At 70.6% G+C, this 25,614-nt stretch carries 24 protein-coding genes and 1 riboswitch; all 24 genes read left to right on the top strand.

Features of this window, described 5'->3' with window-relative positions; all coding sequences use genetic code 11:
- The first annotated feature begins 76 nt into the window (after nucleotides 1-76).
- The 24 genes from efp to EDC82_RS07905 all read left to right on the top strand — a co-directional run bounded on the left by efp (nucleotide 77) and on the right by EDC82_RS07905 (nucleotide 25,566).
- Complete coding sequence (gene efp, locus EDC82_RS08015) at nucleotides 77-637, top strand: elongation factor P (protein ID WP_131941121.1); 561 nt, start codon at nucleotides 77-79, stop codon at nucleotides 635-637.
- A gap of 3 nt (nucleotides 638-640) precedes the next feature.
- Complete coding sequence (gene nusB / locus EDC82_RS08010; RefSeq protein WP_006943739.1) at nucleotides 641-1,057, top strand: transcription antitermination factor NusB; 417 nt, start codon at nucleotides 641-643, stop codon at nucleotides 1,055-1,057.
- 100 nt (nucleotides 1,058-1,157) lie between these two features.
- Nucleotides 1,158-1,814, top strand: a complete 657-nt coding sequence (locus EDC82_RS08005) for a hypothetical protein (protein ID WP_006943811.1) — start codon at nucleotides 1,158-1,160, stop codon at nucleotides 1,812-1,814.
- A 173-nt stretch (nucleotides 1,815-1,987) separates the two neighbouring features.
- Nucleotides 1,988-2,614, top strand: a complete 627-nt coding sequence (gene pyrR / locus EDC82_RS08000) for a bifunctional pyr operon transcriptional regulator/uracil phosphoribosyltransferase PyrR (RefSeq protein ID WP_074039463.1) — start codon at nucleotides 1,988-1,990, stop codon at nucleotides 2,612-2,614.
- Nucleotides 2,611-3,552 carry an aspartate carbamoyltransferase catalytic subunit gene (locus EDC82_RS07995; RefSeq protein ID WP_074039461.1) on the top strand — a complete coding sequence of 314 codons (942 nt, stop codon included), beginning with the start codon at nucleotides 2,611-2,613 and terminating at the stop codon, nucleotides 3,550-3,552. The genes pyrR and EDC82_RS07995 overlap by 4 nt, the downstream gene beginning before the upstream one ends.
- The gene (locus EDC82_RS07990) at nucleotides 3,549-4,853 is read left to right on the top strand and encodes a dihydroorotase (RefSeq protein WP_074045234.1); all 1,305 of its coding nucleotides are present in this window, start codon (nucleotides 3,549-3,551) and stop codon (nucleotides 4,851-4,853) included. Before EDC82_RS07995 ends, EDC82_RS07990 begins: the two co-directional genes overlap by 4 nt.
- Nucleotides 4,850-6,049 carry a glutamine-hydrolyzing carbamoyl-phosphate synthase small subunit gene (gene carA, locus EDC82_RS07985; RefSeq protein WP_074039459.1) on the top strand — a complete coding sequence of 400 codons (1,200 nt, stop codon included), beginning with the start codon at nucleotides 4,850-4,852 and terminating at the stop codon, nucleotides 6,047-6,049. The genes EDC82_RS07990 and carA overlap by 4 nt, the downstream gene beginning before the upstream one ends.
- Complete coding sequence (gene carB / locus EDC82_RS07980; RefSeq protein WP_006943748.1) at nucleotides 6,049-9,357, top strand: carbamoyl-phosphate synthase large subunit; 3,309 nt, start codon at nucleotides 6,049-6,051, stop codon at nucleotides 9,355-9,357. Before carA ends, carB begins: the two co-directional genes overlap by 1 nt.
- Nucleotides 9,358-9,422: 65 nt before the next feature.
- Complete coding sequence (locus EDC82_RS07975; protein ID WP_131941119.1) at nucleotides 9,423-10,280, top strand: hypothetical protein; 858 nt, start codon at nucleotides 9,423-9,425, stop codon at nucleotides 10,278-10,280.
- The gene (locus EDC82_RS07970; protein ID WP_074039455.1) at nucleotides 10,277-11,215 is read left to right on the top strand and encodes a dihydroorotate dehydrogenase; all 939 of its coding nucleotides are present in this window, start codon (nucleotides 10,277-10,279) and stop codon (nucleotides 11,213-11,215) included. Before EDC82_RS07975 ends, EDC82_RS07970 begins: the two co-directional genes overlap by 4 nt.
- Nucleotides 11,216-11,441: 226 nt before the next feature.
- Nucleotides 11,442-12,326 carry an orotidine-5'-phosphate decarboxylase gene (pyrF, locus tag EDC82_RS07965; protein WP_074039454.1) on the top strand — a complete coding sequence of 295 codons (885 nt, stop codon included), beginning with the start codon at nucleotides 11,442-11,444 and terminating at the stop codon, nucleotides 12,324-12,326.
- Between the two features lie 182 nt (nucleotides 12,327-12,508).
- On the top strand, nucleotides 12,509-13,075 hold the full coding sequence (gene gmk / locus EDC82_RS07960; protein WP_074039452.1) for a guanylate kinase: 567 nt from the start codon (nucleotides 12,509-12,511) through the stop codon (nucleotides 13,073-13,075).
- 76 nt (nucleotides 13,076-13,151) lie between these two features.
- Nucleotides 13,152-13,415: a DNA-directed RNA polymerase subunit omega gene (gene rpoZ, locus EDC82_RS07955; protein WP_006943764.1), complete on the top strand. Its 264-nt coding sequence runs from the start codon at nucleotides 13,152-13,154 to the stop codon at nucleotides 13,413-13,415.
- Between the two features lie 13 nt (nucleotides 13,416-13,428).
- The gene (locus EDC82_RS07950) at nucleotides 13,429-14,742 is read left to right on the top strand and encodes a phosphopantothenate--cysteine ligase family flavoprotein (RefSeq protein ID WP_006943768.1); all 1,314 of its coding nucleotides are present in this window, start codon (nucleotides 13,429-13,431) and stop codon (nucleotides 14,740-14,742) included.
- Nucleotides 14,743-14,800: 58 nt separating this feature from the next.
- Nucleotides 14,801-16,018, top strand: a complete 1,218-nt coding sequence (metK, locus tag EDC82_RS07945; protein WP_006943816.1) for a methionine adenosyltransferase — start codon at nucleotides 14,801-14,803, stop codon at nucleotides 16,016-16,018.
- A gap of 112 nt (nucleotides 16,019-16,130) precedes the next feature.
- The gene (locus EDC82_RS07940) at nucleotides 16,131-18,563 is read left to right on the top strand and encodes a hypothetical protein (RefSeq protein ID WP_040014292.1); all 2,433 of its coding nucleotides are present in this window, start codon (nucleotides 16,131-16,133) and stop codon (nucleotides 18,561-18,563) included.
- 35 nt (nucleotides 18,564-18,598) lie between these two features.
- A complete protein-coding gene (locus EDC82_RS07935; protein WP_235006162.1) occupies nucleotides 18,599-19,444 on the top strand; it encodes an HAD family phosphatase in 846 nt (281 codons plus the stop codon).
- Nucleotides 19,445-19,519: 75 nt separating this feature from the next.
- Complete coding sequence (gene fmt, locus EDC82_RS07930; RefSeq protein ID WP_074039446.1) at nucleotides 19,520-20,455, top strand: methionyl-tRNA formyltransferase; 936 nt, start codon at nucleotides 19,520-19,522, stop codon at nucleotides 20,453-20,455.
- A 181-nt stretch (nucleotides 20,456-20,636) separates the two neighbouring features.
- Nucleotides 20,637-22,106 carry an RsmB/NOP family class I SAM-dependent RNA methyltransferase gene (locus EDC82_RS07925; protein ID WP_006943819.1) on the top strand — a complete coding sequence of 490 codons (1,470 nt, stop codon included), beginning with the start codon at nucleotides 20,637-20,639 and terminating at the stop codon, nucleotides 22,104-22,106.
- A 5-nt stretch (nucleotides 22,107-22,111) separates the two neighbouring features.
- Entirely contained in the window at nucleotides 22,112-22,786 is a 675-nt protein-coding gene (rpe, locus tag EDC82_RS07920; protein ID WP_074039444.1) for a ribulose-phosphate 3-epimerase, read from the top strand.
- 92 nt (nucleotides 22,787-22,878) lie between these two features.
- Nucleotides 22,879-23,009: riboswitch (FMN riboswitch) on the top strand.
- Between the two features lie 43 nt (nucleotides 23,010-23,052).
- Nucleotides 23,053-23,178: a hypothetical protein gene (locus tag EDC82_RS15130; protein WP_255569619.1), complete on the top strand. Its 126-nt coding sequence runs from the start codon at nucleotides 23,053-23,055 to the stop codon at nucleotides 23,176-23,178.
- A 20-nt stretch (nucleotides 23,179-23,198) separates the two neighbouring features.
- Complete coding sequence (gene ribD, locus EDC82_RS07915; RefSeq protein WP_074039442.1) at nucleotides 23,199-24,221, top strand: bifunctional diaminohydroxyphosphoribosylaminopyrimidine deaminase/5-amino-6-(5-phosphoribosylamino)uracil reductase RibD; 1,023 nt, start codon at nucleotides 23,199-23,201, stop codon at nucleotides 24,219-24,221.
- Nucleotides 24,221-24,877: a riboflavin synthase gene (locus tag EDC82_RS07910; protein ID WP_131941115.1), complete on the top strand. Its 657-nt coding sequence runs from the start codon at nucleotides 24,221-24,223 to the stop codon at nucleotides 24,875-24,877. The genes ribD and EDC82_RS07910 overlap by 1 nt, the downstream gene beginning before the upstream one ends.
- Nucleotides 24,874-25,566, top strand: a complete 693-nt coding sequence (locus tag EDC82_RS07905) for a nicotinamide mononucleotide transporter family protein (protein ID WP_074039436.1) — start codon at nucleotides 24,874-24,876, stop codon at nucleotides 25,564-25,566. Before EDC82_RS07910 ends, EDC82_RS07905 begins: the two co-directional genes overlap by 4 nt.
- The last annotated feature ends 48 nt before the right edge of the window (nucleotides 25,567-25,614 follow it).

Raw genomic sequence — 25,614 nt, 5'->3', positions numbered from 1 at the left:
GCAGCGGCATCACCCGGGTGGGCGTTCACGGGGCCGACGAGCCCTGGCGCTGCCCGATGAACGAAGGCGGATCTCCATGGCGAGCACGAACGACCTCAAGAACGGCATGGTTCTCAAGATCGACAACGGGCTGTGGTCCGTCGTCGAGTTCCAGCACGTCAAGCCCGGCAAGGGCCCGGCCTTCGTCCGCACGAAGCTCAAGAACGTCATGAGCGGCAAGATCGTCGACAAGACGTTCAACGCCGGCGTCAAGGTCGAGACGGCCAACGTCGACCGCTCCGACATGCAGTACCTCTACAAGGACGGCGACGACTACGTGTTCATGGACATGAAGACGTACGACCAGATCAACATCCCGGCCACCGCCGTCGGCGACGCCGCGAACTTCCTGCTCGAGAACCAAGAGGCGATCGTCGCGCAGAACGACGGCACCGTCCTCTACGTCGAGCTGCCTGCGTCCGTCGTCCTGGAGATCACGCACACCGAGCCGGGCCTGCAGGGCGACCGCTCCACCGGTGGCACGAAGCCCGCGACGCTCGAGACGGGCGCCGAGATCCAGGTGCCGCTGTTCCTCGAGCAGGGCACGAAGGTCAAGGTCGACACGCGCGACGGCTCCTACCTCGGCCGCGTCTCCTGATCGATGGGTGCTCGCACCAAGGCGCGCAAGCGCGCCCTCGACCTGTTGTTCGAAGCCGAGCAGCGTGAGATCAACGCGAAGGACCTGCTCGACGAGCGCGTCCTCGCGCCCGTGACGCCGGCTCCGTTGCCGGAGTACACCGCGGTGCTCGTGCGCGGCGTCGTCGACCACTGGCGCACGATCAACGAAGCGCTCGAGACGTACGCACGCGGTTGGACGCTCGATCGCATGCCCGCCGTCGATCGCGCGCTGCTGCGCGTCGCGGCCTACGAGGTGCTCTACGTCGACGACGTGCCCGACGGCGTCGCCGTCTCCGAGGCCAAGAACCTCGCGACCGAGCTGTCGACCGACAACTCGCCGCAGTTCATCGGTGGTCTGCTGACCAAGCTGTCCGAAGTGAAGTCGAGCATCGTCGACTGACGGCCCCGTCCACCACTCACATGACACGACCCACCCGTTCGCGCGGGTGGGTCGTGTCATGTCGCTCGCGTGGGCCTGAGTGCCCCGATATGCTCGGATCATGCCCGTCGCCTCCCTCTCCGATGTCGAACACGCGCAGCGAGTGCTGTTGTACGGCGTCACGGGATCGGGCAAGTCGACGGCCGCGGCGCGGCTCGGCGCTGCCCTGGGGCTGCCCGTCCACCTCGTCGACGACGAGGTCGGGTGGCTGCCCGGTTGGATCGAGCGTCCGCAGGATGAGCAGCGGGCTCTGGCGCACCAGATGGCGAGCGCACAGGGCTGGGTCGTCGATTCGGCGTACGGCGCCTGGAGGGACGTCATGCTCGAGCGGGCGCAGGTCGTCATCGCGCTCGACTACTCGCGTGCCCTCACCCTCTCCCGCCTCGTGCGCCGCTGCGTCCATCGCCTCACCACTCGCACGCCCGTGTGCAACGGGAACACGGAGAGCGTGCGACAGCTGTTCTCGCGCAACTCCATCGTGCGGTGGCACTTCTCATCGTTCGCGCGCAAACGCGAGCGCATGCGCCGTTGGGAGGCTGCGCCGGAGGGGGTGCCCGTGCTGCGGCTGACGCATCCGCGCGCGTTCGACCGGCTCGTCCAGTCGCTGGAGCTAGACAACATCGGGGCCGCGTCGCGAGAAGCAGCGCTGCGGCACGGCGGCATCGATGACCTGCCCGCCCCGGCCGGTGACGACGCGGCGCGCTTCGTCGAGTTCTGAACGTTCATTCACGGTGTCCGATCTCGGAGACTGCCAAGAGCAGGTCATTAGGCCGAGTGCCGGGGTCCCAACAGGACGACGCCGGTCAGGCGTGGCCAGCGAGGCGCGATAAGGTGGGCAGCGGAATCATCCTTTAACGATCCGTCCTGTGAGGCGGCGAAGGAGGCCTGCGCATGACGCGCGACGCTCTCGGCGTACCCGGTGACGGGGACGTCTCGACATCACGAACCACTCCTGACGACGGCCGCGTGGTCCTGTCGGCCCCCGAGATCGGTCGCGCTCTGCGCCGCATCTCTCACGAGATCCTCGAACGCAACAAGGGCGCGGACGACCTCGTCCTGCTTGGCATCCCGACGCGTGGCGCGCACCTCGCCCGCCGCCTGGCCGACGCGCTCAAGGACGTCGAAGGCATCGACATCCCCGTCGGCACGCTCGACGTCACGATGTACCGCGATGACCTGCGTGCCAACCCCGCCCGCGTGGCGCATCAGAGCGACATCCCCGCAGCCGGCATCGATGGGCGAACCATCGTCCTCGTCGACGACGTGCTCTTCTCCGGACGCACCGTGCGCGCCGCCCTCGATGCGCTCGGCGACCTCGGGCGCCCCAAGGCCGTCCGCCTCGCCGTCCTCGTCGACCGCGGCCACCGCGAACTGCCGATCCGCGCTGACCACGTCGGCAAGAACCTGCCGACGGCGACGAGCGAGCACGTGCGCGTGCGCGTCGCCGAGACCGACGGCAGCGACGAGGTGCGCATCAGCGGCCCCGCCGCGCCGCAGCAGCGAAAGGACGCGTCGTGAAGCACCTGCTGTCGGCCGCCGACCTCACCCACGACGACGCCGAGATGATCCTCGAGACGGCCGCCGCCATGCACGACGTGCAGAACCGCGAGGTCAAGAAACTGCCCGCGCTGCGCGGACGCACCGTCGTCAACCTGTTCTTCGAGGACTCGACGCGCACCCGCAGCTCCTTCGAGATCGCCGGGAAATGGCTGTCTGCGGACGTCATCAACGTCAGTGCGAAGGGCTCGAGCGTCAGCAAGGGCGAGTCGCTACGCGACACCGTGATGACGGTCGCGGCCATGGGCGTCGATGGCCTCGTCATCCGCCACAACCGCAGCGGGGCGCCGCTGCAGGTGAGCCAGTGGGTCGACTGCATGGTGGTCAACGCCGGCGACGGCACCCACGAGCACCCGACGCAGGCGCTGCTCGACGCCTACACGATGCAGGCGCAGCTCGGCACGCTCGAGGGCAAGCACGTCGCGATCGTCGGTGACCTCACGCACAGTCGCGTCGTGCGCTCCAACCTCATCCTGCTCAAGACCCTCGGCGCGCACGTCACGCTCGTCGCGCCGCCGACGCTCATGCCGTCCGGCATCGCCGCCTGGGCTGCGCGCGACGGCTTCGACGTCAGCTACGACCTCGACGCGGTGCTGCCGCACGTCGACGCCGTCATGATGCTGCGCGTGCAGCGCGAACGCATGTCCGGCGGCTACTTCCCGACGCCGCGCGAGTACACCGTCGGGTACGGCCTGACGCGCGACCGCCTCGCGCTGCTGCCGCAGCATGCCGTCATCTGCCACCCGGGCCCGATGAACCGCGGCCTCGAGATCAGCCCCGACGCCGCCGATGAAGCACGCTCGAGGGTGCTCGACCAGGTGAGCGCCGGTGTCGCCGTGCGCATGAGCGTCCTGTACCACCTGCTCGCCTCGAACTCGACGGAAGGAGCTCAGGCATGAGCGACCACGCAGGCCCCGTTCTCATCACCGGCGCCGACGTCGTCGGCACCGGCGCGGCCGACATCCTCGTGCGTGACGGCGCCATCGCCGAGATCGGTACGAACCTCGACGCCGCCGGCGCGACGCGCGTCGACGCAGACGGACTCGTCGCGCTGCCCGGCCTCGTCGACCTCCACACCCACCTGCGCGAACCGGGCCGCGAGGACGCCGAGACGATCGCGACGGGTTCGGCGGCTGCCGCAGCCGGCGGCTTCACGTCCGTCTTCGCGATGGCCAACACGAACCCCGCGACGGACACCGCCGAGGCCGCGGAGCGCATCGCCGAGCTGGGGGAGCGCGTCGGGCTCGTCGACGTCCACCCCATCGGCGCCGTGACGAAGAACCTCGCCGGCGAGGAACTCGCCGAGCTCGGCCTCATGGCCCGCTCGCGCGCCGCCGTCCGGGTCTTCTCCGACGACGGCAAGTGCGTGCACGACAGCCGCCTCATGCGTCGCGCGCTCGAGTACGTCAAGGCGTTCGACGGCGTCGTCAGCCAGCATGCGCAGGACCCGAACCTCGCGGACGGCCAGGCCTGCTGCCACGAGGGTGAGATCTCCGGACGCCTCGGCCTGCCAGGCTGGCCCGGCGTCGCGGAGGAGGTCATCGTCGCGCGTGACGTCATGCTCGCGCGCCACACCGGCAGCCGCGTCCACGTCGCGCACGCGTCGACGGCGGGCACCGTCGAGGTGCTGCGCTGGGCGAAGTCGCTCGGCATCGCCGTGACCGCGGAGGCCACCCCACACCACCTCATGCTGCCGACGGACCTCGTCGAGAGCTACGACCCGGTCTACAAGGTCAACCCGCCGCTACGCCCGAGCGAGGACATCGAGGCCGTGCGCGAGGCGCTCGCCGACGGCACGATCGACATCGTCGCGACCGACCACGCGCCGCACGCGCGCCACGACAAGGAGCACGCGTTCGCGGACGCCGTGTTCGGCATGCTCGGCCTCGAGCAGGCGCTCGCCGTCGTCCACACGACGATGGTCGCCACGGGCCGCATGACGTGGCAACAGGTCGCCGATGCGATGTCGACGAAGCCCGCCGCGATCGCCCGGCTGGGCTCGCACGGCCAGGGCCTCGTCGCCGGCGCACCCGCCAACATCACGCTCTTCGACCCGTCCGTCACCGTCACGGTGAACAAGGACGACTCGAAGTCGCTTTCCCGCAACAACCCCTGGCACGGCCACACGCTCGAGGGCGCTGTGGTCTCGACGTACCTGCGCGGACGTCGCACCTTCCACGACGGAGAGGTTCAGCAGTGAACGACACCACCCCCGCCACGACGAAGCGCGCCAGTGCGTTCGTCTCGCGCGAACCGGCCTGCCTCGTCCTCGAGGACGGACGCATCTTCCGCGGCCGCAGCTACGGCGCGATCGGCACGACGTTCGGTGAGGCCGTGTTCTCGACCGGCATGTCCGGCTACCAGGAGACGCTGACGGACCCGAGCTACCACAAGCAGGTCGTCGTCATGACGGCCCCGCACGTCGGCAACACGGGCATGAACGACGAGGACTACGAGTCGGGCAAGATCTGGGTGGCCGGCTACGTCGTGCGCGACCCCGCCATCCGCCCGTCGAACTGGCGCTCGGTGCGCACCCTCGAGGACGACCTCGCCGAGCAGGGCATCGTCGGTATCTGCGACATCGACACACGCGCCCTGACGCGCCACCTGCGCGAGCGCGGCGCGATGCGCGTCGGTGTGTTCTCGGGTGCGGACGCCGCGAACAGCGACGCCGACCTGCTCGACGCGGTGAAGAACGCCCCGCAGATGGAGGGCTCCGAGCTCGCATCCGAGGTCGCGACGAAGGAGGCATACGTCGTCGAGGCGAAGGGTGAGAAGAAGTTCACCGTCGCGGCCGTCGACCTCGGTATCAAGTCGAACACGCCGCGGATGATGAGCGAGCGTGGCATCGAGGTGCACGTGCTGCCGGCGACGGTGGCGCTCGACGACATCACGGCGATCAACCCCGACGGCGTGTTCTTCTCGAACGGCCCCGGCGACCCGGCGACGGCGCCGCAGGTCGAGCTGCTGCGCGACGTGCTCGCGGCCGGCATCCCGTACTTCGGCATCTGCTTCGGCAACCAGCTGCTCGGGCGCGCGCTCGGGTTCGGCACGTACAAGCTGAAGTACGGCCACCGCGGCATCAACGTGCCGGTGCTCGACAAGGCGAGCGGCACCGTCGAGATCACCGCGCAGAACCACGGCTTCGCCGTCGACGCCCCGATCGAGGGATCGACGCAGGCGCCCAGCGACGCCGAACACGGCACGAGCTTCGGGCGCGTCGAGGTCTCGCACGTGTGCCTCAACGACGACGTCGTCGAAGGCCTGCGTTGCCTCGACATCCCGGCGTTCTCCGTCCAGTACCACCCCGAAGCCGCGGCCGGCCCGCACGACGCGGCGTACCTGTTCGACCGCTTCGTCGAGATGATGAGCGACAACCAGAAGGTGAACGCCTGATGCCCAAGAACACCGACATCAAGAGCGTCCTCGTCATCGGCTCCGGCCCGATCGTCATCGGTCAGGCCGCCGAGTTCGACTACTCGGGGACGCAGGCCTGCCGCGTCCTGCGCGAGGAGGGCCTGCGCGTCATCCTCGTCAACTCGAACCCGGCGACGATCATGACCGACCCGGAGACGGCCGACGTCACGTACGTCGAGCCGATCACGCCGGAGATCGTGGAATCGATCATCGCCAAGGAGCGCCCGGACGCGGTGCTCGCGACCCTCGGTGGTCAGACCGCGCTCAACACCGCGATCGCGCTGCACAAGAACGGCGTCCTCGAGAAGTACGGCTGCCCGCTCATCGGCGCCAACGTCGAGGCGATCGAGCTCGGCGAGGACCGTGAGAAGTTCAAGGGCGTCGTCGAGCGCTGTGGCGCCGAATCGGCCAAGAGCCACATCTGCCACACGATGGACGAGGTGCTCGCCGCCGCCGACGACCTCGGCTACCCCGTCGTCGTGCGCCCGTCGTTCACGATGGGCGGCCTCGGTTCCGGCTTCGCCTACGACGAGACCGATCTGCGCCGCATGGCCGGCGCGGGCCTGCAGGCGAGCCCCGTGACCGAGGTGCTGCTCGAGGAGTCGATCCTCGGGTGGAAGGAGTACGAGCTCGAGGTGATGAGGGACAACGTCGACAATGTCGTTGTTGTCTGCTCGATCGAGAACTTCGACCCGATGGGCGTGCACACCGGTGACTCGATCACCGTGGCTCCCGCTCTGACGCTCACCGACCGCGAGTACCAGCGCATGCGCGACGTCGGCATCGCCGTCATCCGCGAGGTCGGCGTCGACACCGGTGGCTGCAACATCCAGTTCGCCATCAACCCGGCCGACGGGCGCATGATCGTCATCGAGATGAACCCGCGCGTGTCGCGTTCCTCGGCGCTCGCGTCGAAGGCGACCGGCTTCCCGATCGCGAAGATCGCCGCGAAGATGGCCATCGGTTACTCGCTCGACGAGGTGCCGAACGACATCACCGCCGAGACCCCGGCGAGCTTCGAGCCGACGCTCGATTACATCGTCGTCAAGGTGCCGCGCTTCGCGTTCGAGAAGTTCCCCGCCGCCGACCGCACGCTGACGACGACGATGAAGTCCGTCGGCGAGGCGATGGCGCTGGGCCGCAACTTCACCGAGGCGCTGCAGAAGGCGCTGCGCTCGATCGAACGCAGCGACGGCCAGTTCCACTGGGATCCGGCGAGCGAGGTGACGAGCCGCGACGAGGCACTCGAGATCCTCGAGCGCTCCAAGCAGCCGACGGACGGACGCATCGTCCTCGTGCAGCAGGCGCTGCGCGCGGGCCTCAGCGTCGAGGAGGTGCACGAGGCGACGAAGATCGACCCGTGGTTCCTCGACCAGATGCAGCTCATCAACGACGTCGCGTCCGAGATCGCGGCGGCGCCCCAGCTGACGCCCGACCTGCTGCGCCTGGCGAAGAAGCACGGTTTCTCCGACGCCCAGATCGCGCAGCTGACGGGCATGAAGCAGGACGTCGTGCGCGGCGTGCGTCATGCCCTCGGCGTGCGCCCGGTCTACAAGACGGTCGACACGTGCGCCGCCGAGTTCGCCGCCCAGACGCCGTACTACTACTCCTCCTACGACGAGGAGAGCGAGGTGCTGTCGCGCGAGAAGCCGGCCGTCATCATCCTCGGATCGGGCCCGAACCGCATCGGTCAGGGCATCGAGTTCGACTACTCGTGCGTGCACGCCTCGTTCGCGCTGCGTGACGCCGGGTACGACACGATCATGGTCAACTGCAACCCCGAGACCGTCTCGACGGACTACGACACGAGCTCGCGCCTGTACTTCGAGCCGCTGACGCTCGAGGACGTGCTCGAGGTCGTCCACGCCGAGAGCGAGGCCGGCCCGATCGCGGGCGTCATCGTCCAGCTGGGCGGTCAGACGCCGCTCGGGCTCGCGAAGGCGCTCAAGGACGAGGGGGTGCCGATCGTCGGCACCTCGCCGGAGGCCATCGACCTGGCGGAGGACCGCGGCGCGTTCGGGCGCGTGCTCGCCGACGCGAAGCTGCCCGCGCCGCGTCACGGCATCGCCTTCTCGGCCGAGGAGGCCATCGAGGTCGCCCGCGAGATCGGCTACCCCGTGCTCGTGCGCCCGAGCTACGTGCTCGGCGGGCGCGGCATGGAGATCGTCTACGACGACGAGACGCTGCGCGGCTACGTCACGCGCGCGACGACGGCGTCGCCGGAGCACCCCGTGCTCGTGGACCGCTTCCTCGACGAGGCGATCGAGATCGACGTCGACGCGCTCTTCGACGGCGAGGACATGTACCTCGGCGGCATCATGGAGCACGTCGAGGAGGCCGGCATCCACTCCGGTGACTCCGCGTGCGTCCTGCCGCCCGCGACCCTCGGCACCGAAGAGCTCGAGCGCGTGCGCGCCTCGACGCTGGCGCTCGCGCAGGGCATCGGCGTGCGCGGCCTGATGAACGTGCAGTTCGCGCTCGCGCAAGACGTGCTCTACGTCCTCGAGGCCAACCCGCGTGCCTCGCGCACCGTCCCGTTCGTCGCGAAGGCGACGTCTGTGCCGCTCGCGAAGGCCGCGGCGCGCGTCATGCTCGGCGCCTCGATCGCCGACCTGCGCACCGAAGGGCTGCTACCGCCGAGCGGCGACGGCGCGAAGCTGCCGATGGACGCGCCCGTCGCGGTCAAGGAGGCCGTGCTGCCCTTCCAGCGCTTCCGCACCGCCGAGGGGCAGGTCGTCGACTCGCTGCTCGGGCCGGAGATGCGCTCCACGGGTGAGGTCATGGGCATCGACGCCGACTTCGCCACGTCGTTCGCCAAGGCGCAGCTCGGCGCAGGGCAGGGGCTGCCGACGTCAGGCACCGTGTTCGTCTCGTGCGCGAACCGCGACAAGCGCGCGATGCTGTTCCCGATCAAGCGTCTCGTCGACCTCGGCTTCGAGATCCTCGCGACGCCCGGGACGTCGGATGTGCTGCGCCGCAACGGAATCGCCTCGACCGTGGTGCGCAAGCACTCCGAAGGCCCCGGGCCGGACGGGGAGAAGACGATCGTGTCGCAGATCCTCGACGGCGAGGTCGCGATGATCGTCAACACGCCGTCCGGGTCGGATGCACGCGCTGACGGCTACGCGATCCGCGCGGCAGGGACGTCGATGAACGCGCCGATCCTCACGACGGTGCAGGAGCTCGCGGCCGCCGTGCAGGCCATCGAGGCCAGCATGCACGGCTCGTACGCGGTGAAGTCGCTGCAGGAGCACGCACGCGGCCTCGACATGTACGGCACGCGCTGAGGCAGGTCGACATCGCCGGATCGACGCCGGTGACGGCTGCGACGACCTCGGGTGACGAGGGTGCCGTGAGTGGCTCCCGAGAGCCCAAGGACGTCGTCGCCGTCACCGGTGAACTCATCTCGACGCGACGTGTCGGCGCGTTCGTCGCGCACACGTTCGTCGCGGCGGGCATCGCCGAACTCGCGCGACCGGGGCAGCTCGTCTCGCTCGCCGTCGGGGATGACGCCTCCGCCATCGTGACGCGCCGTGCCCTGCCGCTTCGCTCGGTGACGCCGAGCGGCACGTACGGCGGCACCGTCGAGGTCGTCGTCGACCCCGATGCGGACGCCGGTTCGGCGTGGCTGGCTGCGCGGCGCCTGCACGACGAGGTGAGCATCCTCGGCCCGCTCGGACGCGGTTTCCCGATTCCGACGAACCCGGTGCCCGTCGTCGTCGCAGCGGTCGGGGCGGGCGCGGCGTCGACGGGGTGGCTCGTCGAGACGCTGCGCCGCGCGGGCTGCCAGGTACCGCGGGTCGTCATCGGCGGTGAGGACGAGCGTCGGCTCCTCGGCGTCATCGAGGCGCGACGGCTCGTCGGCAGCGTCACGACGGTGGTGCCCGACGCGGGCGCGGGGGAGGACCTCGCGTACCGCATGCAGGTGGCGCTGGATGCGACGCTGCGTCAGCACGAGACGGCCCTCGTGTATGCGAGTGGCGACGTGACGTCCTTGGCCGCGATCACCGCTGCGGCGCAACGGCATTCGGTTCCCGTGCAGGCCGCGTTCGGCGTGCCGATGCCCTGTGGAACCGGGTTGTGCAGGGCGTGCGCGCTGCCCGTCGCGAACGCGGCCGGGGAGGTGACGCCCGTGCGTTGCTGCACCGAAGGGCCCGTCCTGCCCGCCGATCGGATGGCGTGGGCGCAGTTGCTCGAGGTCTCGGCATGAGCGGGGCACTCTCGACGACGCTGGGGTTGAACAAGCTCGACTCACCCTTCATCGCGGCTTCTGGGTGTGCGGGGTACGGGCACGAACTCGTGCGCTGGGGTGGGCTCGGCGCGTTCGGTGCGCTCGTCACGCCGTCGCTGACGGTGGAGGCGCAGGACGCGTCGCGCGAACGCGTCATCGTCGAATCGCCGTCAGGGATCGTGCACCCGCACGACACGCCCAACGTCGGCGCGAACTCGCTCAGCGCGACGCGTCTGCCGTGGGAGGTGACGGCGCCGACACCCGTCATCGTCTCCATCGCGGGTGCGACGAGCGGCGACTTCGCCGACGCGGCCGCGGCCGTACGGCGACGGACGGCGCTGCGTGGGGTCCTCGGCGTCGAGGTCAATCTTTCGGTCGCCAACGAGGCGAACAACGGGCGAGCGTTCGCCGGCGACGAGTACGCAGTGACGAAGGTGATCGCGCGCGTGCGGGAGCACCTGCCGCGCAACGTCATGCTCGCGGCGAAGCTGACGCTCGGTACCGACCTCGTCGAGTTGTCGCGCGCCTGCCTCAAGTCGGGTGCTGACGCACTCGTGCTCGGGCACGCTCCGGTCGCCTCCAGCATCGACGTGACGACGCTGCGCCCGCGCGCGGGCACCCGTGCTGCGATGGCCGGGCCGGCGTTGCTGCCGCTGACGGTCGGTGGCGTGTTCGAGGTGAAGGCCGCCATGGTGGCCGGTCGGTTGCCGACGGCACCCATCATCGCCGGGGGAGGTATCGCGAGCGTCGACGCCGTCGTGCAGGCGCTCGCCGCGGGAGCTTCGGCCGTCCAGGTGGGTTCGGCGCTGTTCCGCGATCCGCGCGCCGGGGTGACGCTGCGGGACGGGCTTGCCGGTTTCCTCGCCGAGCGCGATCTCACCGTCGCCGGGCTCGTCGGGGCGGCGCATGCGTGACGTGACGCGCCGTGTGGTCGTGCACGAGAGCGACCGCCACCCATGGAAGCGCGCGCATTCCGCTTGTGCGATCGACGGCGGTTCGGCTCGTGCGTGACGCCGCCAACCATGTCATCCAGGCGCGCTGGGCCTCATCCTCGAACGGCCCACGGCGGCCGGGCTCGTGCGCGAGGCAGCCAGGGCCGAAGTCCTTTCCTGTTCATGTTTCATCTTCACGGAGGTTCCCATGACCACATCTGCTGAACCCGCTGCACTTGACGGTGCTGGTTTCGGCGCTCGGCTCGCGGCGGCGCAGGCGCGCTTCGGGCCGGCGTGCGTCGGCATCGACCCGCACCGCTCGCTCGTCGAGTCGTGGGGGCTCGATTACTCCTACTCCGGTGTCGAGCGGTTCGCGCTGACGTGCGTCGAGGCGTTCGGTGGGCGGGTCGCATCGGTGAAACCGCAGTCCGCGTTCTTCGAGGTGTTCGGCGCGCGGGGGGTGGCGCTGCTGGAGCGCGCGACCGCAGAGCTGCGCGCGGCGGGAACGCTCGTCATCCTCGACGTGAAGCGCGGCGACATCGGCACGACGATGACGGCGTACGGCGAGGCGTTCCTCGGCAAGGATGCGCCGGAACCCGCGGATGCCATCACCGTGAGCCCGTACCTCGGATACGAGTCGCTGCGGCCGGCGCTCGATCTCGCGCGTGACACCGGGCGCGGCGTGTTCGTGCTCGCGCTGACGTCGAACCCGGAGGGTGCGGGCGTGCAGCACGCCGTCACGCCGGGCGGCACCGTGGCGGGCGACATCGTCGCCGCCGCGACGCGCGACAACGCCGACGCGGCAGCGCGAGGGGAGTGGGGCCACATCGGGTTCGTCATGGGCGCGACGATCGGTTCGGCCCTCGACGACCTCGGTCTGGGTGGCGCTCTCGCTGCCTCGAACGCGCCGATCCTCGCGCCCGGTTTCGGCGCACAGGGCGGCACCGTCGAGTCGATGCGATCGGTGTTCGGCGAGTCCATCTCACGCGTCATCCCGACGACGTCACGCGACGTCCTCAAGGCTGGCCCCTCCGTCGACGGGCTCGTCGCCGCCGTCGAGCGCACGCGTGAGTCGGTGGCCGGCCTCCGCTGAGCGGAGACAGGCATCGCGAGGCGCCCGGGCCGACTTGTGCCGGCGCTCCCCAGACGGTGCAGAACCGCACCGATCGGCAGATCGGCGGCGTCGGTGCGACCTGAGATGACGCTCGTGTGGTGCGCGCACCCATGTGAAAGGATGAGCGAACCGCTGATCGGGGCGGGCGTTGACGAAAGGGCATGGCGGTGAGTACACGACTGGTCGTTCTGGCCGGGCCGACGGCTGTCGGCAAGGGGACGGTGGCCGCGTACATCCGCGAGCACTATCCCGAGGTGTGGCTGTCGGTGTCAGCGACGACGCGCCCGCCACGTCCGGGTGAGGTGGACGGTGTCCACTACTACTTCATGACGGACGACGAGTTCGCCGAGATGGCCGCGAACGGTGGTTTCCTCGAGCACGCCATCGTCCACGGTCGGGCGTCGTACGGCACGCCGAAGGCGCCCGTGGAGCAGGCCATCGCCGACGGCCGCCTCCCGCTGCTCGAGATCGACCTGCAGGGCGCGCGTCAGGTCAAGCAGAACGCCCCCGATGCGTTCTTCGTCTTCCTCGCGCCGCCGAGCTGGGACGAACTCGTTCGCCGACTCGTCGGCCGCGGCACCGAAACCCCCGAAGAGCGTGAGCGCCGCCTCGAGACCGCGAAGGTCGAACTCGCGGCGCAGAGCGAGTTCGACCACGTCATCGTCAACGACGATGTTCGGCGTGCCTCCGAAGAACTCGTATCATTGATGAGAACACCTGAACACTGAGGCACGTTCGCCTGCCCGCGCGCCGCGCATCACGCGCAGCGACGGCGGCCACGCGCCCCGAGGAGAAGAGGGACACATGTCCGGCACGAAGGCCGAGCCCATCGGCATCACCAATCCGCCCATCGACGACCTGCTCGAGATCGCGGACAGCAAGTACGCCCTCGTCACGTACGCGAGCAAGCGCGCCCGTCAGATCAACGGCTACTACAGCCAGCTCGCCGACGGCCTGCTCGACAACGTCGGCCCGCTCGTCGACGCCCAGCCGCAGGACAAGCCGCTCTCCATCGCGCTGCGCGAGATGAACGAGGGCCTGCTCTCCATCGAGAAGCTCGAAGCCTGAGTCGATCTCGCACATGCGCATCGTTCTCGGTGTGACAGGGGGCATCGCTGCCTACAAGGCGGCGTTGCTCCTTCGTCTTTTCACAGAAGCCGGCCACGACGTGACGGTCGTGCCCACCGCGTCAGCGCTCGAGTTCGTCGGCGCCCCGACGTGGGAGGCACTCTCCGGCAAGCCCGTGCAGACAGGCGTGTTCGAGAACGTCGCGCAGGTTCCGCACGTCCGGCTCGGGCAGAACGCCGACCTCGTCGTCGTCGCCCCCGCGACGGCCGACGTCCTCGCCAAGGCCGCGGCCGGCATGGCGAACGACCTGCTCACCAACACCCTGCTGACGGCGCGCTGCCCCGTCGTCATGGCGCCGGCGATGCACACCGAGATGTGGCTGCACCCCGCGACGCAGGCGAACGTCGCGACGCTGCGCTCGCGTGGCGCGACGATCGTCGAGCCCGCGTCCGGGCGGCTGACGGGCGCCGACACCGGCGCCGGGCGCCTGCCCGACCCCGACGTCATCCGTGACGCGGCCCTCGCGGCTGCGGCGAGCGGAGAGCGACGTGGCGGCGCCACCGCGGGTGGCTTGGCCGAGACCACCGGGCGCGAGGAGGACGCCGTCACCCCGTCAGGCGCTCTGGCCGGCCGGACCGTGCTCGTCACCGCCGGCGGCACGCGCGAGGCCATCGACCCGGTGCGTTACCTCGGCAACCGCAGCAGCGGCAAGATGGGTTTCGCCATTGCGGCGGCGGCCGCCGATCGCGGCGCCGACGTCACGTTCGTCACGACGATGCAGCCCCCGGCCGACCTCGCGCAGCGCGTCCGCGTCGTCAGCGTCGAGAGCGCCCTTCAGATGCGTGACGCGGTGCTCGCCGCGACGCCCGACGTCCTCGTCATGGCGGCCGCGGTCGCCGACTTCCGTCCCGACCACGTCGCGGACGCCAAGATCAAGAAGACCCACGGCGACGACTCGGCGCCCGTCATCACCCTCGTACGCAACCCGGACATCCTCGCCGAGGCGGTGCGTCAGCGTGATGCAGAGCTCCAGCCGACAGCCGCGTCGACGAACGTGTCGAGCCGTGTCATCGTCGGCTTCGCGGCCGAGACGGGTGACGCTGACGGCGATGTTCTCCACCACGCCCGCGCGAAACTGGCCCGCAAGGGCTGCGACGTCCTCGTCGCCAACGAGGTGGGCGACGGCGTGACGTTCGCTCAGGATTCGTCGACGGCTCACCTGCTGCGCCGCGGCAGTGATGACGTCGTCACGGTCGGCCCGGCGCCCAAGTCTCACATCGCGGCGGCGCTGCTCGATCTCGTCGCCGACCTCGTCCCCTCTCAGTAACATCAACGATGGGTGCGTCGCACCCAGCCAGCAGCCGCTGCCCTAAGGAGTCATTCCGTTGTCTCGTCTCTTCACGTCCGAATCCGTCACCGAGGGCCACCCCGACAAGATCTGCGACCAGATCAGTGACGCGATTCTCGACGACATGCTGCGTCAGGACCCGCAGGCCCGCGTGGCCGTCGAGACGATGGTGACGACGGGTCTCGTCCACGTCGCCGGCGAGGTGCGCACCGAGGGGTACACGGACGTCGCGAAGCTCGTGCGCAAGGTGATCACGAACGTCGGCTACGACTCGTCCGAAAAGGGTTTCGACGGCCACAGCTGCGGCATCTCCGTCTCGATCGGCGCTCAGTCCGAGGACATCGCGCAGGGCGTGGACAGCGCTCACGAGCACCGCGTCGGCGGCGGCGAGGACCCCCTCGACAGCCAGGGCGCGGGCGACCAGGGCCTCATGTTCGGCTACGCGTGCGACGACACGCCCGAGTTCATGCCGCTGCCGATCCACCTCGCGCACCGCCTCTCCGAGCGCCTGACGAGCGTCCGCAAGAACGGCGACCTCGACTACCTGCGCCCCGACGGCAAGACGCAGGTGACGATCTCCTACGACGGTGACAAGGCCGTCGCGCTCGACACGCTCGTGCTGTCGACGCAGCACGACGCCGGCATCGACCTGGACGGCCAGCTCACGCCCGACATCACGCGTCACGTCATCGAGCCCATCATCGCGGAGCTCGCGGCGAGCGGCGTCACACTCGACACGAACGAGATGCGTCAGCTCATCAACCCGACCGGCAAGTTCGTCATCGGTGGCCCGATGGGCGACGCGGGCCTCACCGGCCGCAAGATCATCGTCGACACCTACGGCGGCATGGCCCGCCATGGCGGCGGCGCCTTCTCCGGGAAGGACCCGTCGAAGGTCGACCGTTCGGCTGCGTACGCGATGCGCTGGGTGGCGAAGAACGTCGTCGCTGCGGGCCTCGCGAAGCGCTGCGAGGTGCAGGTCGCGTACGCCATCGGCAAGGCGCAGCCCGTCGGCCTCTACGTCGAGTGCTTCGGCACGGAGACGAAGCCGCTCGACGTCATCCAGAAGGCCATCGCGGACACGTTCGACCTGCGTCCGGCCGCTATCGTCGACGCGCTCGACCTGCTGCGCCCCATCTACCAGCCGACGGCCGCGTACGGCCACTTCGGTCGCACGAGCGCCGACGGCGTCGAGAACCCCTTCACGTGGGAGCAGACGAACCGCATCGAAGAGCTGCAGCGCGCGGCCGGCTGAGAGGCGTGATCCGTGCCGTGACCCGCTCGATCGGGCCGCGGCACGGTTGCGTTCAGGCCCCGAAACTCCCGGGATGCCGGGGTTGTCGGAGCACTCGTGTAGAGATGAGGTCATGACGAGCGACGACGTGCACGCCGCGAGCAGCGAACAACTCGCGCTGCTGCGCGACGCCGTGCGCGCCAAGGCACGCGGGGACGATGCGGGCAGCGCGAAGGCTGCTACGCGCGACGGTGGGAGCGAACGGGTCGCCGTCGTCTGGCCGATGCTCGAGGTGCCTCACCTCGACCGCGAGTTCGAGTACCGCATCCCCGCCGAACTGGCCGATGACGTGCGCTTCGGCGTCGCCGTCAAGGTGCGTTTCCACGGCAAGCGCATCACCGGGTACGTCGTCGGCGTGCGCGAGACCCCCGAGTTCACCGGCACGCTGAGCCCGCTGCTCGCCGTCGTGTCGCCCGAGGCCGTGCTCACCGAGCACATCTGGCAGGTGGCGCAAGCCGTCGCCGCTCGCATGGGCGGCACCGTCTCCGATGTCCTGCGCCTCGCGATCCCACCGCGGCACGCACGCGCCGAGAAGGCCCTCGACGAGCGGATGGCGAAGGCGTCGGCGGCGGATCGATCGATGCCCGAGGTGGCTGAGGCCGGGAACGCTGGTCCTGACGCCGCTTCGGCTGTGCCGGCTGAGCCTGACGACGAGGCTTCGGCTGTCACGGGCGGCGCTGCTGCCCATGATGGTGCGGCTGTCGCTGATAACGAGGCTGCTCCTGGCGAGGCGCTCGCGTCGTGCGGCGGGCATGCCTCGACGAGCGCGACGTCCAGCGGCGCGGTTGCGGCCGACGGGCCTACACCGGGCGATGATATGGCCTCGACGAGTCATGCGACGAGCGGCGCGGTGGCGGCCAGTGCGCCGGCGCCGCTCAGCGCGTGGCGTCACTACGCCGGGGGATTGAGCCTGCTCACGCATCTTGCCGCGGGGGAGAACCCGCGTGGTTCCTGGGATGTCGCGCCCGGGCTGTTCGGCCCGGATGCCTGGCCTGCCGCCGTCGCAGACGCCGCGGCAGCGGTGCGCGATTCTGGGCGTTGCACCGTCGTCGTCGTGCCCGACGGGCGGGATGTCGATCGCGTCGCCGCGGCGTGTTCGGCCCGGTTGAGCGACGATCAGGTCGTCACCCTCACGGCGGACATGGGTCCGCAGGCCCGCTACACCGCGTTTCTCAAGGCGCTGCGCGGCCTCGCCGATGTCGTCGTCGGAACGCGCGCGGCGATGTTCGCTCCGGTGCCCGACCTCGGCCTCGTCGTGTGGTGGGACGACGCCGACACCCTTCACGTCGACCCGCACGCGCCGTATCCGCACGTCGGAGCCGTGCTCGAGACTCGCGCCGACCTCGCCCCGGCCGCCCTGTTGAGCGCGGGCGCCGTGCCGTCGGTGCGGGTGCAGGCCCAGGTCGAGGCCGGCGTCAGTGTCCCCGTCGACCCGGTCGAACGCACGAGCGCGCGCGTCGTCGTCACGGGCGACGACCGCAGCGTCGAGCGTCACGGCGCCGCAGCCCGCGCGCGCATCCCCGCCGAGGCATGGCAGGGCGCGACCCGCGCGTTGCAGGACGGGCCGGTGCTCGTCCAGGTGCCGCGCCGCGGGTACATCCCGACGATCGCGTGCGCCCGGTGCCGCACGAAGTCGACCTGCGACGTGTGCCACGGGCCGCTCGGGCTCGACGGCGAGCACAGCGCCCCGACCTGCCGGTGGTGCGGCCACGTCGCGCACGTGCTGACCTGCCCCGAGTGCGGCAGCCACGAGATCCGGTCGCTGACGATCGGGGCCGGACGCACCGCCGAAGAACTGGGCCGTGCGTTTCCCGGGGTGCCGGTGCGGCGCTCCGGGGCGCCGGACGTGCTCGCGAGCGTGCCCGACGAGCCCGCGCTCGTCATCTGCACCCCCGGTGCTGAACCCGTCGCCGAGAACGGGTACAGCGCCGCGATCCTGCTCGACGCATGGGCCCTGCTCGACCGGGGCGGGCTCGACGCCGGTCAGCGTGCCCTCACGCATTGGTGCGCCGCGGCGGGCCTCGTGCGCCCGGCGTCGACGGGCGGCGTCGTCTACCTTGCGGGCGTGCCCCGGCACGTGCCGTTTCCCGCCGTCGAGGCGCTCGTGCGTTGGGCGCCGCGGTGGTTCGCGGCGCGTGAACTCGCCGAGCGCGCCGAGGTGATGCTGCCACCCGCCACGCGGATGGCAGCGCTCGAGGGCCCGCGACGCGCGGCCGCTCGGTACGCCGAAGCGCTCGAGAAGGCGGCGCGCGAGCACGACGTCAGCGTCGGCGTCCTCGGCCCGCTGCCGCTGCGGCGCCGGCACGTGTTCGACCGGGCGACGCCCCAGCGTCAGGCCACGTCGTCGGACGACGACGAGTCGCTCGTGCGCTTCCTCGCGCGGTGGAACGACCCGACCGATGCAGACGTCCCGGCGCTGCTGCGCGCCCTCACCGCGTCACGCTCAGCCGCGCGCGAACCCGTCGTCACGGTGCGCCTCGACCCACTCCTGGACGGCCTGGCATGACGAGCCCGAGCCGCTCCGCCCGCTACGGTGGCGCCATGATGTCTGGACCTAACCTCACGAGCGGCCTCACCTCGAGTGCCGGCCGCCGCGCCCGGGCGATCGACCTCGACGACCTCGACGGCCCCGACGCCGGCGACCTCGCGAGCCTCGCCGACCTGGGTGACGCGCCGCAGCCGAGCCCGGTCGACATGGTCGTGTTCGACATCGGCAACGTGCTCGTGCGCTGGGAGCCGCGCGCGGCACTGCTCGACGCCGTCGGCGAGGACGCGGCGACAGCGCTGCTCACCGACCCCGAACTCGACTTCTTCGCACACAACCTCGCCGCTGACGGCGGGCGCGCGTGGCGCGAGATCGTCGCCGAGATCGACGAGCGACACCCGCACCACACGGCCGCGGCGCAGGCCTACATCGACAACTTCCACCTCGCCATCGCCGAGCCGATCGCGGGCAGCGTCGCCATGGTGCGCGAACTCGCTGAGGCGGGTGTGCCACTGTTCGCGCTGACCAACTTCAGCGCCGAGCTGTTCGAGGTCGCCCGTTCGCTGCACGGCGACGTGCTCGACCTGTTCGAGGAGATCATCGTCTCCGGCGAGGAGGGCGTGACGAAGCCCGACCCGGAGATCTGGGAGATCCTCGAAGAGGTGACGCGCCACCGCGGCGGGTTGAGCGACGCCGTCTTCATCGACGACTCAGCCGCCAACGTCATGGGGGCCGAGCAAGCCGGCCTCGACGCGATCCTGTTCACCGACCCCGACACCCTGCGCGACGATCTGCGCCTGCGCGGGCTGCCGTTGGAGCCGTCAGCCGGCCCGCGCCAGACGAGTGCCGGCGTGTCCGAGACGCCCGACGGCACCGCCGGGGCCGGCGCGGCTCAGCACTAGACTGATTCCTCACGACTCACCCCCTGCGGAGCTGCGCGAGCCGCCCGCTCGAACCGACGAAGGGCCCACCAGCCGATGCGCGTAGTTTTCGCCGGAACCCCGGAGGCGGCTCTGCCGTCGTTGCGGGCCCTGCTCGATTCGGCCCACGAGGTCGTCGCCGTCGTGACGCGCCCCGAGGCGCGTCAGGGGCGCGGGCGCAAGACGTCGCCGTCGCCGGTGCACGAGCTCGCGCTCGAGGCAGGCCTCGAGGTGCTGACGCCGACGAAACCGTCCGACGACGACTTCGTCGCGCGGCTGCGCGAACTCGAGCCCGACGCCGCGCCGATCGTCGCGTACGGCGGGCTCATCCCGCCGTCGGTGCTCGCGATTCCGCGGCACGGCTGGATCAACCTGCACTTCTCGCTGCTGCCCGCCTGGCGTGGCGCCGCACCCGTGCAGCACGCCCTCATGGCCGGTGACGACGTGACGGGCGCCTCGACGTTCCTGCTCGAGGAGGGGCTTGACACCGGGCCCGTCTTCGGCACGATGACGGAGGCGATCGGCCCCACCGACACCTCCGGCGACCTGCTGACACGCCTCGCCGAAGGTGGTGCGTCCCTGCTCGTGTCGACGCTCGACGCCCTCGCGAACGGTGACGTGACGCCGATTCCGCAACCTCGCGACGGTGTCTCGCTCGCGCCCAAGATCCAGGTCGACGACGTGCGTCTCGACTTCTCGGTGCCCGCGTTCGCCGTCGACCGCCGTATCCGCGGCGCGTCTCCGGCGCCCGGGGGGTGGGCGATGCTGCGTGGTGAGCGCGTCAAGCTGCTGCGCAGCCGCCTCGCCGACGCCGACGGGTGCCCGCCGCTGACACCCGGCGAGCTGCACGCCACGAAGAAGCAGGTGTTCGCCGGCGCACTCGGCGGCGTCGTCGAACTGCTCGAGGTGCAGCCGCACGGCAAGAAGGTCATGCGTGCCGCCGACTGGGCCCGCGGGCTGCGTTTGAACGAAGGGGAGAGCTTCGGTGAGTGACGAACGACGCGGCGGCAGCGGCTCCAGCCGCCAGAGTGGCGGACAGGGCGGCCGTGACGAACGACGTACGGGCGGCCCCGGGCGCGACGGCCGAGGCGCGCAGCGGAGCGCCGGTCATGGAGAACAACCTCCACGCGACGATCGCCGTGACGCGCGGGGCCGTCAGCGTTCGGATGCGCGCTTGCGCGGCGCGGGCCACCGCAGTGAGCAGGCGCCGTCAGCGCGCCGGCGCACGGGTGATCCCGCCCGCAGTGCGGCGCTCGCCGTCCTGCGCGCCGTCGACGACGGTGCCTACGCCAACCTCGAGATGCCGAAGGTCCTCACGCGCCATGATCTGAGTGGCCGCGACGCGGCGTTCGCCACGGAGCTGGCCCTCGGCACCATCCGTCGACAAGGGTTCTACGACCGCGTCATCGAGACGGGTTCGGGCCGCGCGCCGTCGCAGATCGACCCGGTCGTGCTCGCCGTGCTGCGCCTCGGCGTCCACCAGATCCTGTCGATGCGCGTGCCCGTCCATGCCGCCACGTCGGAGACCGTCGCCCTCGCCCGCGAGCACGCCGGCTCGGGTGCGGCGGGTTTCGTCAACGCCGTCCTGCGACGCGCGGGGGAGCGCGACCATGAGACGTGGATCGCCGACCTCACGCGCGGTGTCGATGACGCCGACGAGGTGCGCGCCGTCGCGACTTCCCACCCGCGCTGGGTCGTCTCGGCGCTGCGCCAGTCGCTGCGCGGCCACAGAGCCGCGGGCGGGGACGGTCAAGCGAGCCTCGACGACGCACTCGACGCGCTGCTCGAGGCCGACAACACGCCTCCGCGCGTCAGCCTCGTCGCCCGCCCGGGCCTTGCCACCGTCGACGAGCTCGTCGCATCCGGAGCCGAGGCGAGCGACCTGTCGCCGGTCGGCGCGGTGCTGCCGTTCGGCGATCCCGCGAACATTCCCGCGATCCGGCAGACGAGGGCTGCGGTGCAGGACGAAGGTTCGCAGCTGCTCGCCCTCGCACTCGCCGACGCTGACGTGCCGCCGCGCACGGCATCGGGCGGTGACGCACGCGAGGATTGGCTCGACCTGTGCGCCGGCCCCGGCGGCAAGGCCGCGCTGCTCGGCGCGGTCGCGCACCTGCGCGGCGACGTCCTCTACTGCAACGAGGCGAGCGAGCACCGCACGGACCTCGTGCGGCGCACCCTGCGCGCGCTGCTCGACGACGGCGCGGAGATCTACATCGGCACCGGTGACGGGCGCGACCTCGGTCGTGAGGAGCCCGGCACCTACGACCGCGTGCTGCTCGACGCGCCCTGCACCGGCCTCGGCGCGCTGCGCCGTCGCCCCGAGTCGCGCTGGCGCCGTCAACCATCGGACGTCGCGCAGCTTTCCGCTCTGCAGGTCGAACTGCTCGACTCCGCGATCGACGCGACGCGTGCGGGCGGCGTCATCGGATACGCGACGTGCTCGCCGCACCCCGCAGAGACCCTCGCCGTCGTCGCGGAGGTGCTCGGACGGCGCGACGACGTCGTCCAGGAGGACGCCTGGCCGCTGTTCCGCGACGCGTTCGACGAGCCCATCGAGCGCGTCGGCGACCTGCCGTCCGTCCAGTTGTGGCCGCATCTGCACGGCACCGACGCCATGTTCTTCGCCCTCCTGAGAAAGAAGTGACCCGCATGACCGACGCCCGTGACGTCCGCATCTCGCCGAGCATCCTCTCCGCCGATTTCGCCAACCTCGAACGCGAGCTCGACGCCATCAACAACGCCGACTGGGCGCACGTGGACGTCATGGACAACCACTTCGTGCCCAACCTGACGCTCGGGCTGCCGGTCGTCGAGTCGCTGCTGAAGGTGAGCCCGATCCCGCTCGATGCGCACCTCATGATCGACGACCCCGACCGCTGGGCGCCCGCCTACGCCGAGGCCGGGTGCAAGAGCGTGACGTTCCACGTCGAGGCCGCGGCCGACCCGAAAAAGCTCGCACGCGACATCCGCGCGGCCGGAGCTCGCGCGTCGATGGCGATCAAGCCGAACACGCCGTGGGAGCCGTACGCGGATCTGCTGCCCGAGCTCGACATGGTGCTCGTCATGACGGTCGAGCCCGGCTTCGGTGGCCAGTCGTTCATGGCGGAGCAGATGCCGAAGGTGCGCGCGGTGCGCGAGAGCATCCGCACGCACGGCGGTGACGTGTGGGTGCAGGTCGACGGCGGCGTCTCGGCCAAGACGATCGAGCAGTGCGCCGAAGCCGGTGCCGACACCTTCGTCGCGGGATCGGCCGTCTACGGTGCCGAGTCCGCTGCCGCCGCGATCGATCAGCTGCGTGCCCTGGCTGCGGGGCACGCGCACTGAACTGACGTGTGTCGCACCGAGCGGGGTGGCTGAGCTTGCGGGGGAAGGGCGCCGGAAGACGCGCAGAAGAGCGCGAAGGAGTAACATGTCTGGCGTGTACCCGGGGTAGGTGAAATTCCTAGCCGGCGGTGAAAGTCCGCGACCCGGCCCGCTTCGACAGGGGTCGGTTGACTCGGTGAGATTCCGAGACCGACGGTTAAAGTCCGGATGGGAGGTTGCACGCGGTTGTTCGCGCTCTGCGCGGGCGGCCGACGAGCCGCTGCGGCGTGACTGAGGGCATCGCGCGTGGCGTCTCGGCCGATGTCGTCGGCGCCTTCGTGGCGTGCGGCGGGCGTCAGCTTTCTCGTGCCCCGGTGATCGGTTGTTCGATCGGACCGGAAGGCATCTCGTGAGACTCGAGCGTCATAGCGCCATGGAGCGCGCCGCGCAGCTGGCTGCGCTGTCGCCGCGTGTCGACCCCAATCCTCGTGTCGGGTGCGTCGTCGTCGACGCTGACGGCGTCATCCTCGCAGAGGGCTACCACCGCGGCGCGGGCACGTGGCACGCCGAGGCCGCGGCCATCAACGAAGCGATCGCGACGGGCGTCGACCTGCGTAGCGCGACGGCGTACGTCACCCTCGAACCCTGCGCGCACACCGGGCGCACCCCGTCGTGTGCGCGCGCTCTGATCCGCGCCGGCGTCGCCCGTGTTGTCTTCGGTCAACCCGACCCGAACGGCGCGGCCGCCGGGGGAGCGCAGATCCTGCGCGAGGCAGGCGTCGCCGTCGAACAGCACGACACCCTCGCCGCTGCGAGCCAAGACCTCAACGCCGACTGGACGTTCTCCGTCACCCACGCGCGCCCGTTCGTGCGCTGGAAGTACGCCTCGACCCTCGATGGGTTCAGCGCGGCGTCGGACGGCACGTCCCAGTGGATCACCGGCCCGGTCGCGCGCGTCGACGTTCACGCGCAGCGTGCCGAGCACGGCGCGATCGTCGTCGGCACCGGCACCGTTCTCGTCGACGACCCGCAGCTCACAGTCCGCGACGCCCAGGGACGAGCGGGGGTGCAGCAACCGTTGCGCGTCGTCGTCGGCGACACCCCGATCCCCGGCACCGCCCGCGTGCTCGACGACGCCGCTTCCACCCTCGTGCTGCCCCGGCAGAGCCCGACCGACGTCCTCGCCGCGCTGCACGCGCGCGGCATTCACGCCGTCTGGCTCGAAGGTGGACCGACGCTGGCCGCGGGGTTCCTGCGTGCCGGGCTCGTCGACGAGATCGTCGCCTATCTCGCCCCCGCCCTGCTCGGCGCGGGCCGCCCCGCGGCCGCCGACCTCGGCATTACGACGATCGCGGAGGCCCGCCGCTTCGACCTCGTCGACGCCACGACGCTGCCCTCGAACGAACCGTCCGCCACCGACCTGCGCCTGCGCCTGCGTCCCACGAAGGAGATCTGATGTTCACCGGAATCATAGAAGCGACCGGCACGCTCGAGCGCATCGAGCACACCGCCGACGCGGCGATCCTCACGATCGCGGGCGCCGCAGTCCTCGACGACGCCCACCACGGCGACAGCATCGCCGTCAACGGCGTGTGCCTGACGGTGACCACGTTCGACGAGCAGCGTTTCAGCGTCGACGTCATGAAGGAGACGCTCGATCGCACGAGCCTGGGCGCGCTCGTGCCGGGCAGCAGGGTCAACCTCGAACGCGCCATGAGCGCGCAGGCACGGTTCGGCGGTCACGTCGTGCAGGGTCACGTGGATGCGACCGTCCGCATCACCGCCATCGAACCGGGGGAGCGCTGGAGCGTCGTGCGTTTCGACCTGCCCGTCGACCTGGCGCCCTACGTCGTGGAGAAGGGTTCGGTGACGCTCGACGGCGTGTCGCTCACGGTCGCCTCGCGCCAGGAGGCGTCGTTCAGCGTCAGCCTCATCCCGACGACGCTCGAGCTGACGACGTTCGGCGCCGCCCGCGTCGGCGATCTCGTCAACGTGGAGGTCGACGTGCTCGCCAAGTACGTCGAGCAGATGCTCGCGCCGCGCCTCGCTGCGCTCGACATCCGTCTCGTGGAACTCGACGCCCGCCTGGCGGCCTCCGAGGGGCGCGCATGAGCATCTGGGAACAGGCCTACTCGGCGCACCTGACGATCGGCGGTGCGCAGATCACGTGGCGCGAGATCATCGGCAACGCGTTCGGGATGGCGTCCGCGATCGGTGGCATGCGCCGCAAGGTGTGGGCGTGGCCGGTCGGCATCATCGGCAACATGCTGCTGTTCACCGTGTTCGCCGGGCTCGTGTTCGGCATGGACGATCGCGCGCCGATGCTCGGTCAGGCCGGGCGGCAGATCTTCTTCATCATCACGAGCCTGTACGGCTGGTGGGTGTGGCGCGCGAGCCGCCGCGACGGCACGAGCGGTGAGGCCGTCACGCCGCACTGGGCGAGCACGAGCCAGCGCATCGGCTACCTGCTCGCCTGGGGCGCGGGCGTCGTCGTCGTGCACTGGATCTTCACGCTGATCGGCGCGGGTTGGCCGGCGCCGTGGTGGTACTTCTGGTGCGACGCCTGGATCTTCGTCGGCTCCCTGCTCGCGACGTTCGCGATGGCGCGCGGCTGGAACGACTTCTGGCTCATGTGGATCGCAGTCGACGCCGTCGGCGTGCCCGAGCTCATCTATTCCAAGTACTACCCGAGCGCCGTGCTGTACGCGCTCTACGCAGCCCTCGTCGTCGTCGGATTCGTGCAGTGGGTGCGCATCTCACGCCCCCACCGCGTCGCCGAACGCGAGATGGAAGCGGCCTGAGCGATGCACAGCCCGTCGAAGCAGACCGAGACGATGAAAACCGAGACG

This window comes from Dermacoccus sp. SAI-028, assembly GCF_004346775.1.
GTDB classification, from domain to species: Bacteria; Actinomycetota; Actinomycetes; order Actinomycetales; family Dermatophilaceae; genus Dermacoccus; species Dermacoccus nishinomiyaensis.
The sequence above is the reverse complement of the archived record's forward strand: the minus strand, read 5'-3'. Positions and strand labels throughout refer to the sequence as shown.

Bases quoted from the DNA above. Each gene is read 5' to 3' on its own strand.
- EDC82_RS07910 (WP_131941115.1), top strand. From the start codon at position 24,221: ATGTTCACCGGAATCATAGAAGCGACCGGCACGCTCGAGCGCATCGAG.
- efp (WP_131941121.1), top strand. From the start codon at position 77: ATGGCGAGCACGAACGACCTCAAGAACGGCATGGTTCTCAAGATCGAC.
- rpoZ (WP_006943764.1), top strand. From the start codon at position 13,152: ATGTCCGGCACGAAGGCCGAGCCCATCGGCATCACCAATCCGCCCATC.
- EDC82_RS07905 (WP_074039436.1), top strand. From the start codon at position 24,874: ATGAGCATCTGGGAACAGGCCTACTCGGCGCACCTGACGATCGGCGGT.
- EDC82_RS07940 (WP_040014292.1), top strand. From the start codon at position 16,131: ATGACGAGCGACGACGTGCACGCCGCGAGCAGCGAACAACTCGCGCTG.
- pyrR (WP_074039463.1), top strand. From the start codon at position 1,988: ATGACGCGCGACGCTCTCGGCGTACCCGGTGACGGGGACGTCTCGACA.
- EDC82_RS07990 (WP_074045234.1), top strand. From the start codon at position 3,549: ATGAGCGACCACGCAGGCCCCGTTCTCATCACCGGCGCCGACGTCGTC.
- EDC82_RS07950 (WP_006943768.1), top strand. From the start codon at position 13,429: ATGCGCATCGTTCTCGGTGTGACAGGGGGCATCGCTGCCTACAAGGCG.
- nusB (WP_006943739.1), top strand. From the start codon at position 641: ATGGGTGCTCGCACCAAGGCGCGCAAGCGCGCCCTCGACCTGTTGTTC.
- EDC82_RS07935 (WP_235006162.1), top strand. From the start codon at position 18,599: ATGATGTCTGGACCTAACCTCACGAGCGGCCTCACCTCGAGTGCCGGC.
- EDC82_RS07970 (WP_074039455.1), top strand. From the start codon at position 10,277: ATGAGCGGGGCACTCTCGACGACGCTGGGGTTGAACAAGCTCGACTCA.
- carB (WP_006943748.1), top strand. From the start codon at position 6,049: ATGCCCAAGAACACCGACATCAAGAGCGTCCTCGTCATCGGCTCCGGC.
- fmt (WP_074039446.1), top strand. From the start codon at position 19,520: ATGCGCGTAGTTTTCGCCGGAACCCCGGAGGCGGCTCTGCCGTCGTTG.
- pyrF (WP_074039454.1), top strand. From the start codon at position 11,442: ATGACCACATCTGCTGAACCCGCTGCACTTGACGGTGCTGGTTTCGGC.
- rpe (WP_074039444.1), top strand. From the start codon at position 22,112: ATGACCGACGCCCGTGACGTCCGCATCTCGCCGAGCATCCTCTCCGCC.
- EDC82_RS08005 (WP_006943811.1), top strand. From the start codon at position 1,158: ATGCCCGTCGCCTCCCTCTCCGATGTCGAACACGCGCAGCGAGTGCTG.
- gmk (WP_074039452.1), top strand. From the start codon at position 12,509: ATGGCGGTGAGTACACGACTGGTCGTTCTGGCCGGGCCGACGGCTGTC.
- ribD (WP_074039442.1), top strand. From the start codon at position 23,199: ATGGAGCGCGCCGCGCAGCTGGCTGCGCTGTCGCCGCGTGTCGACCCC.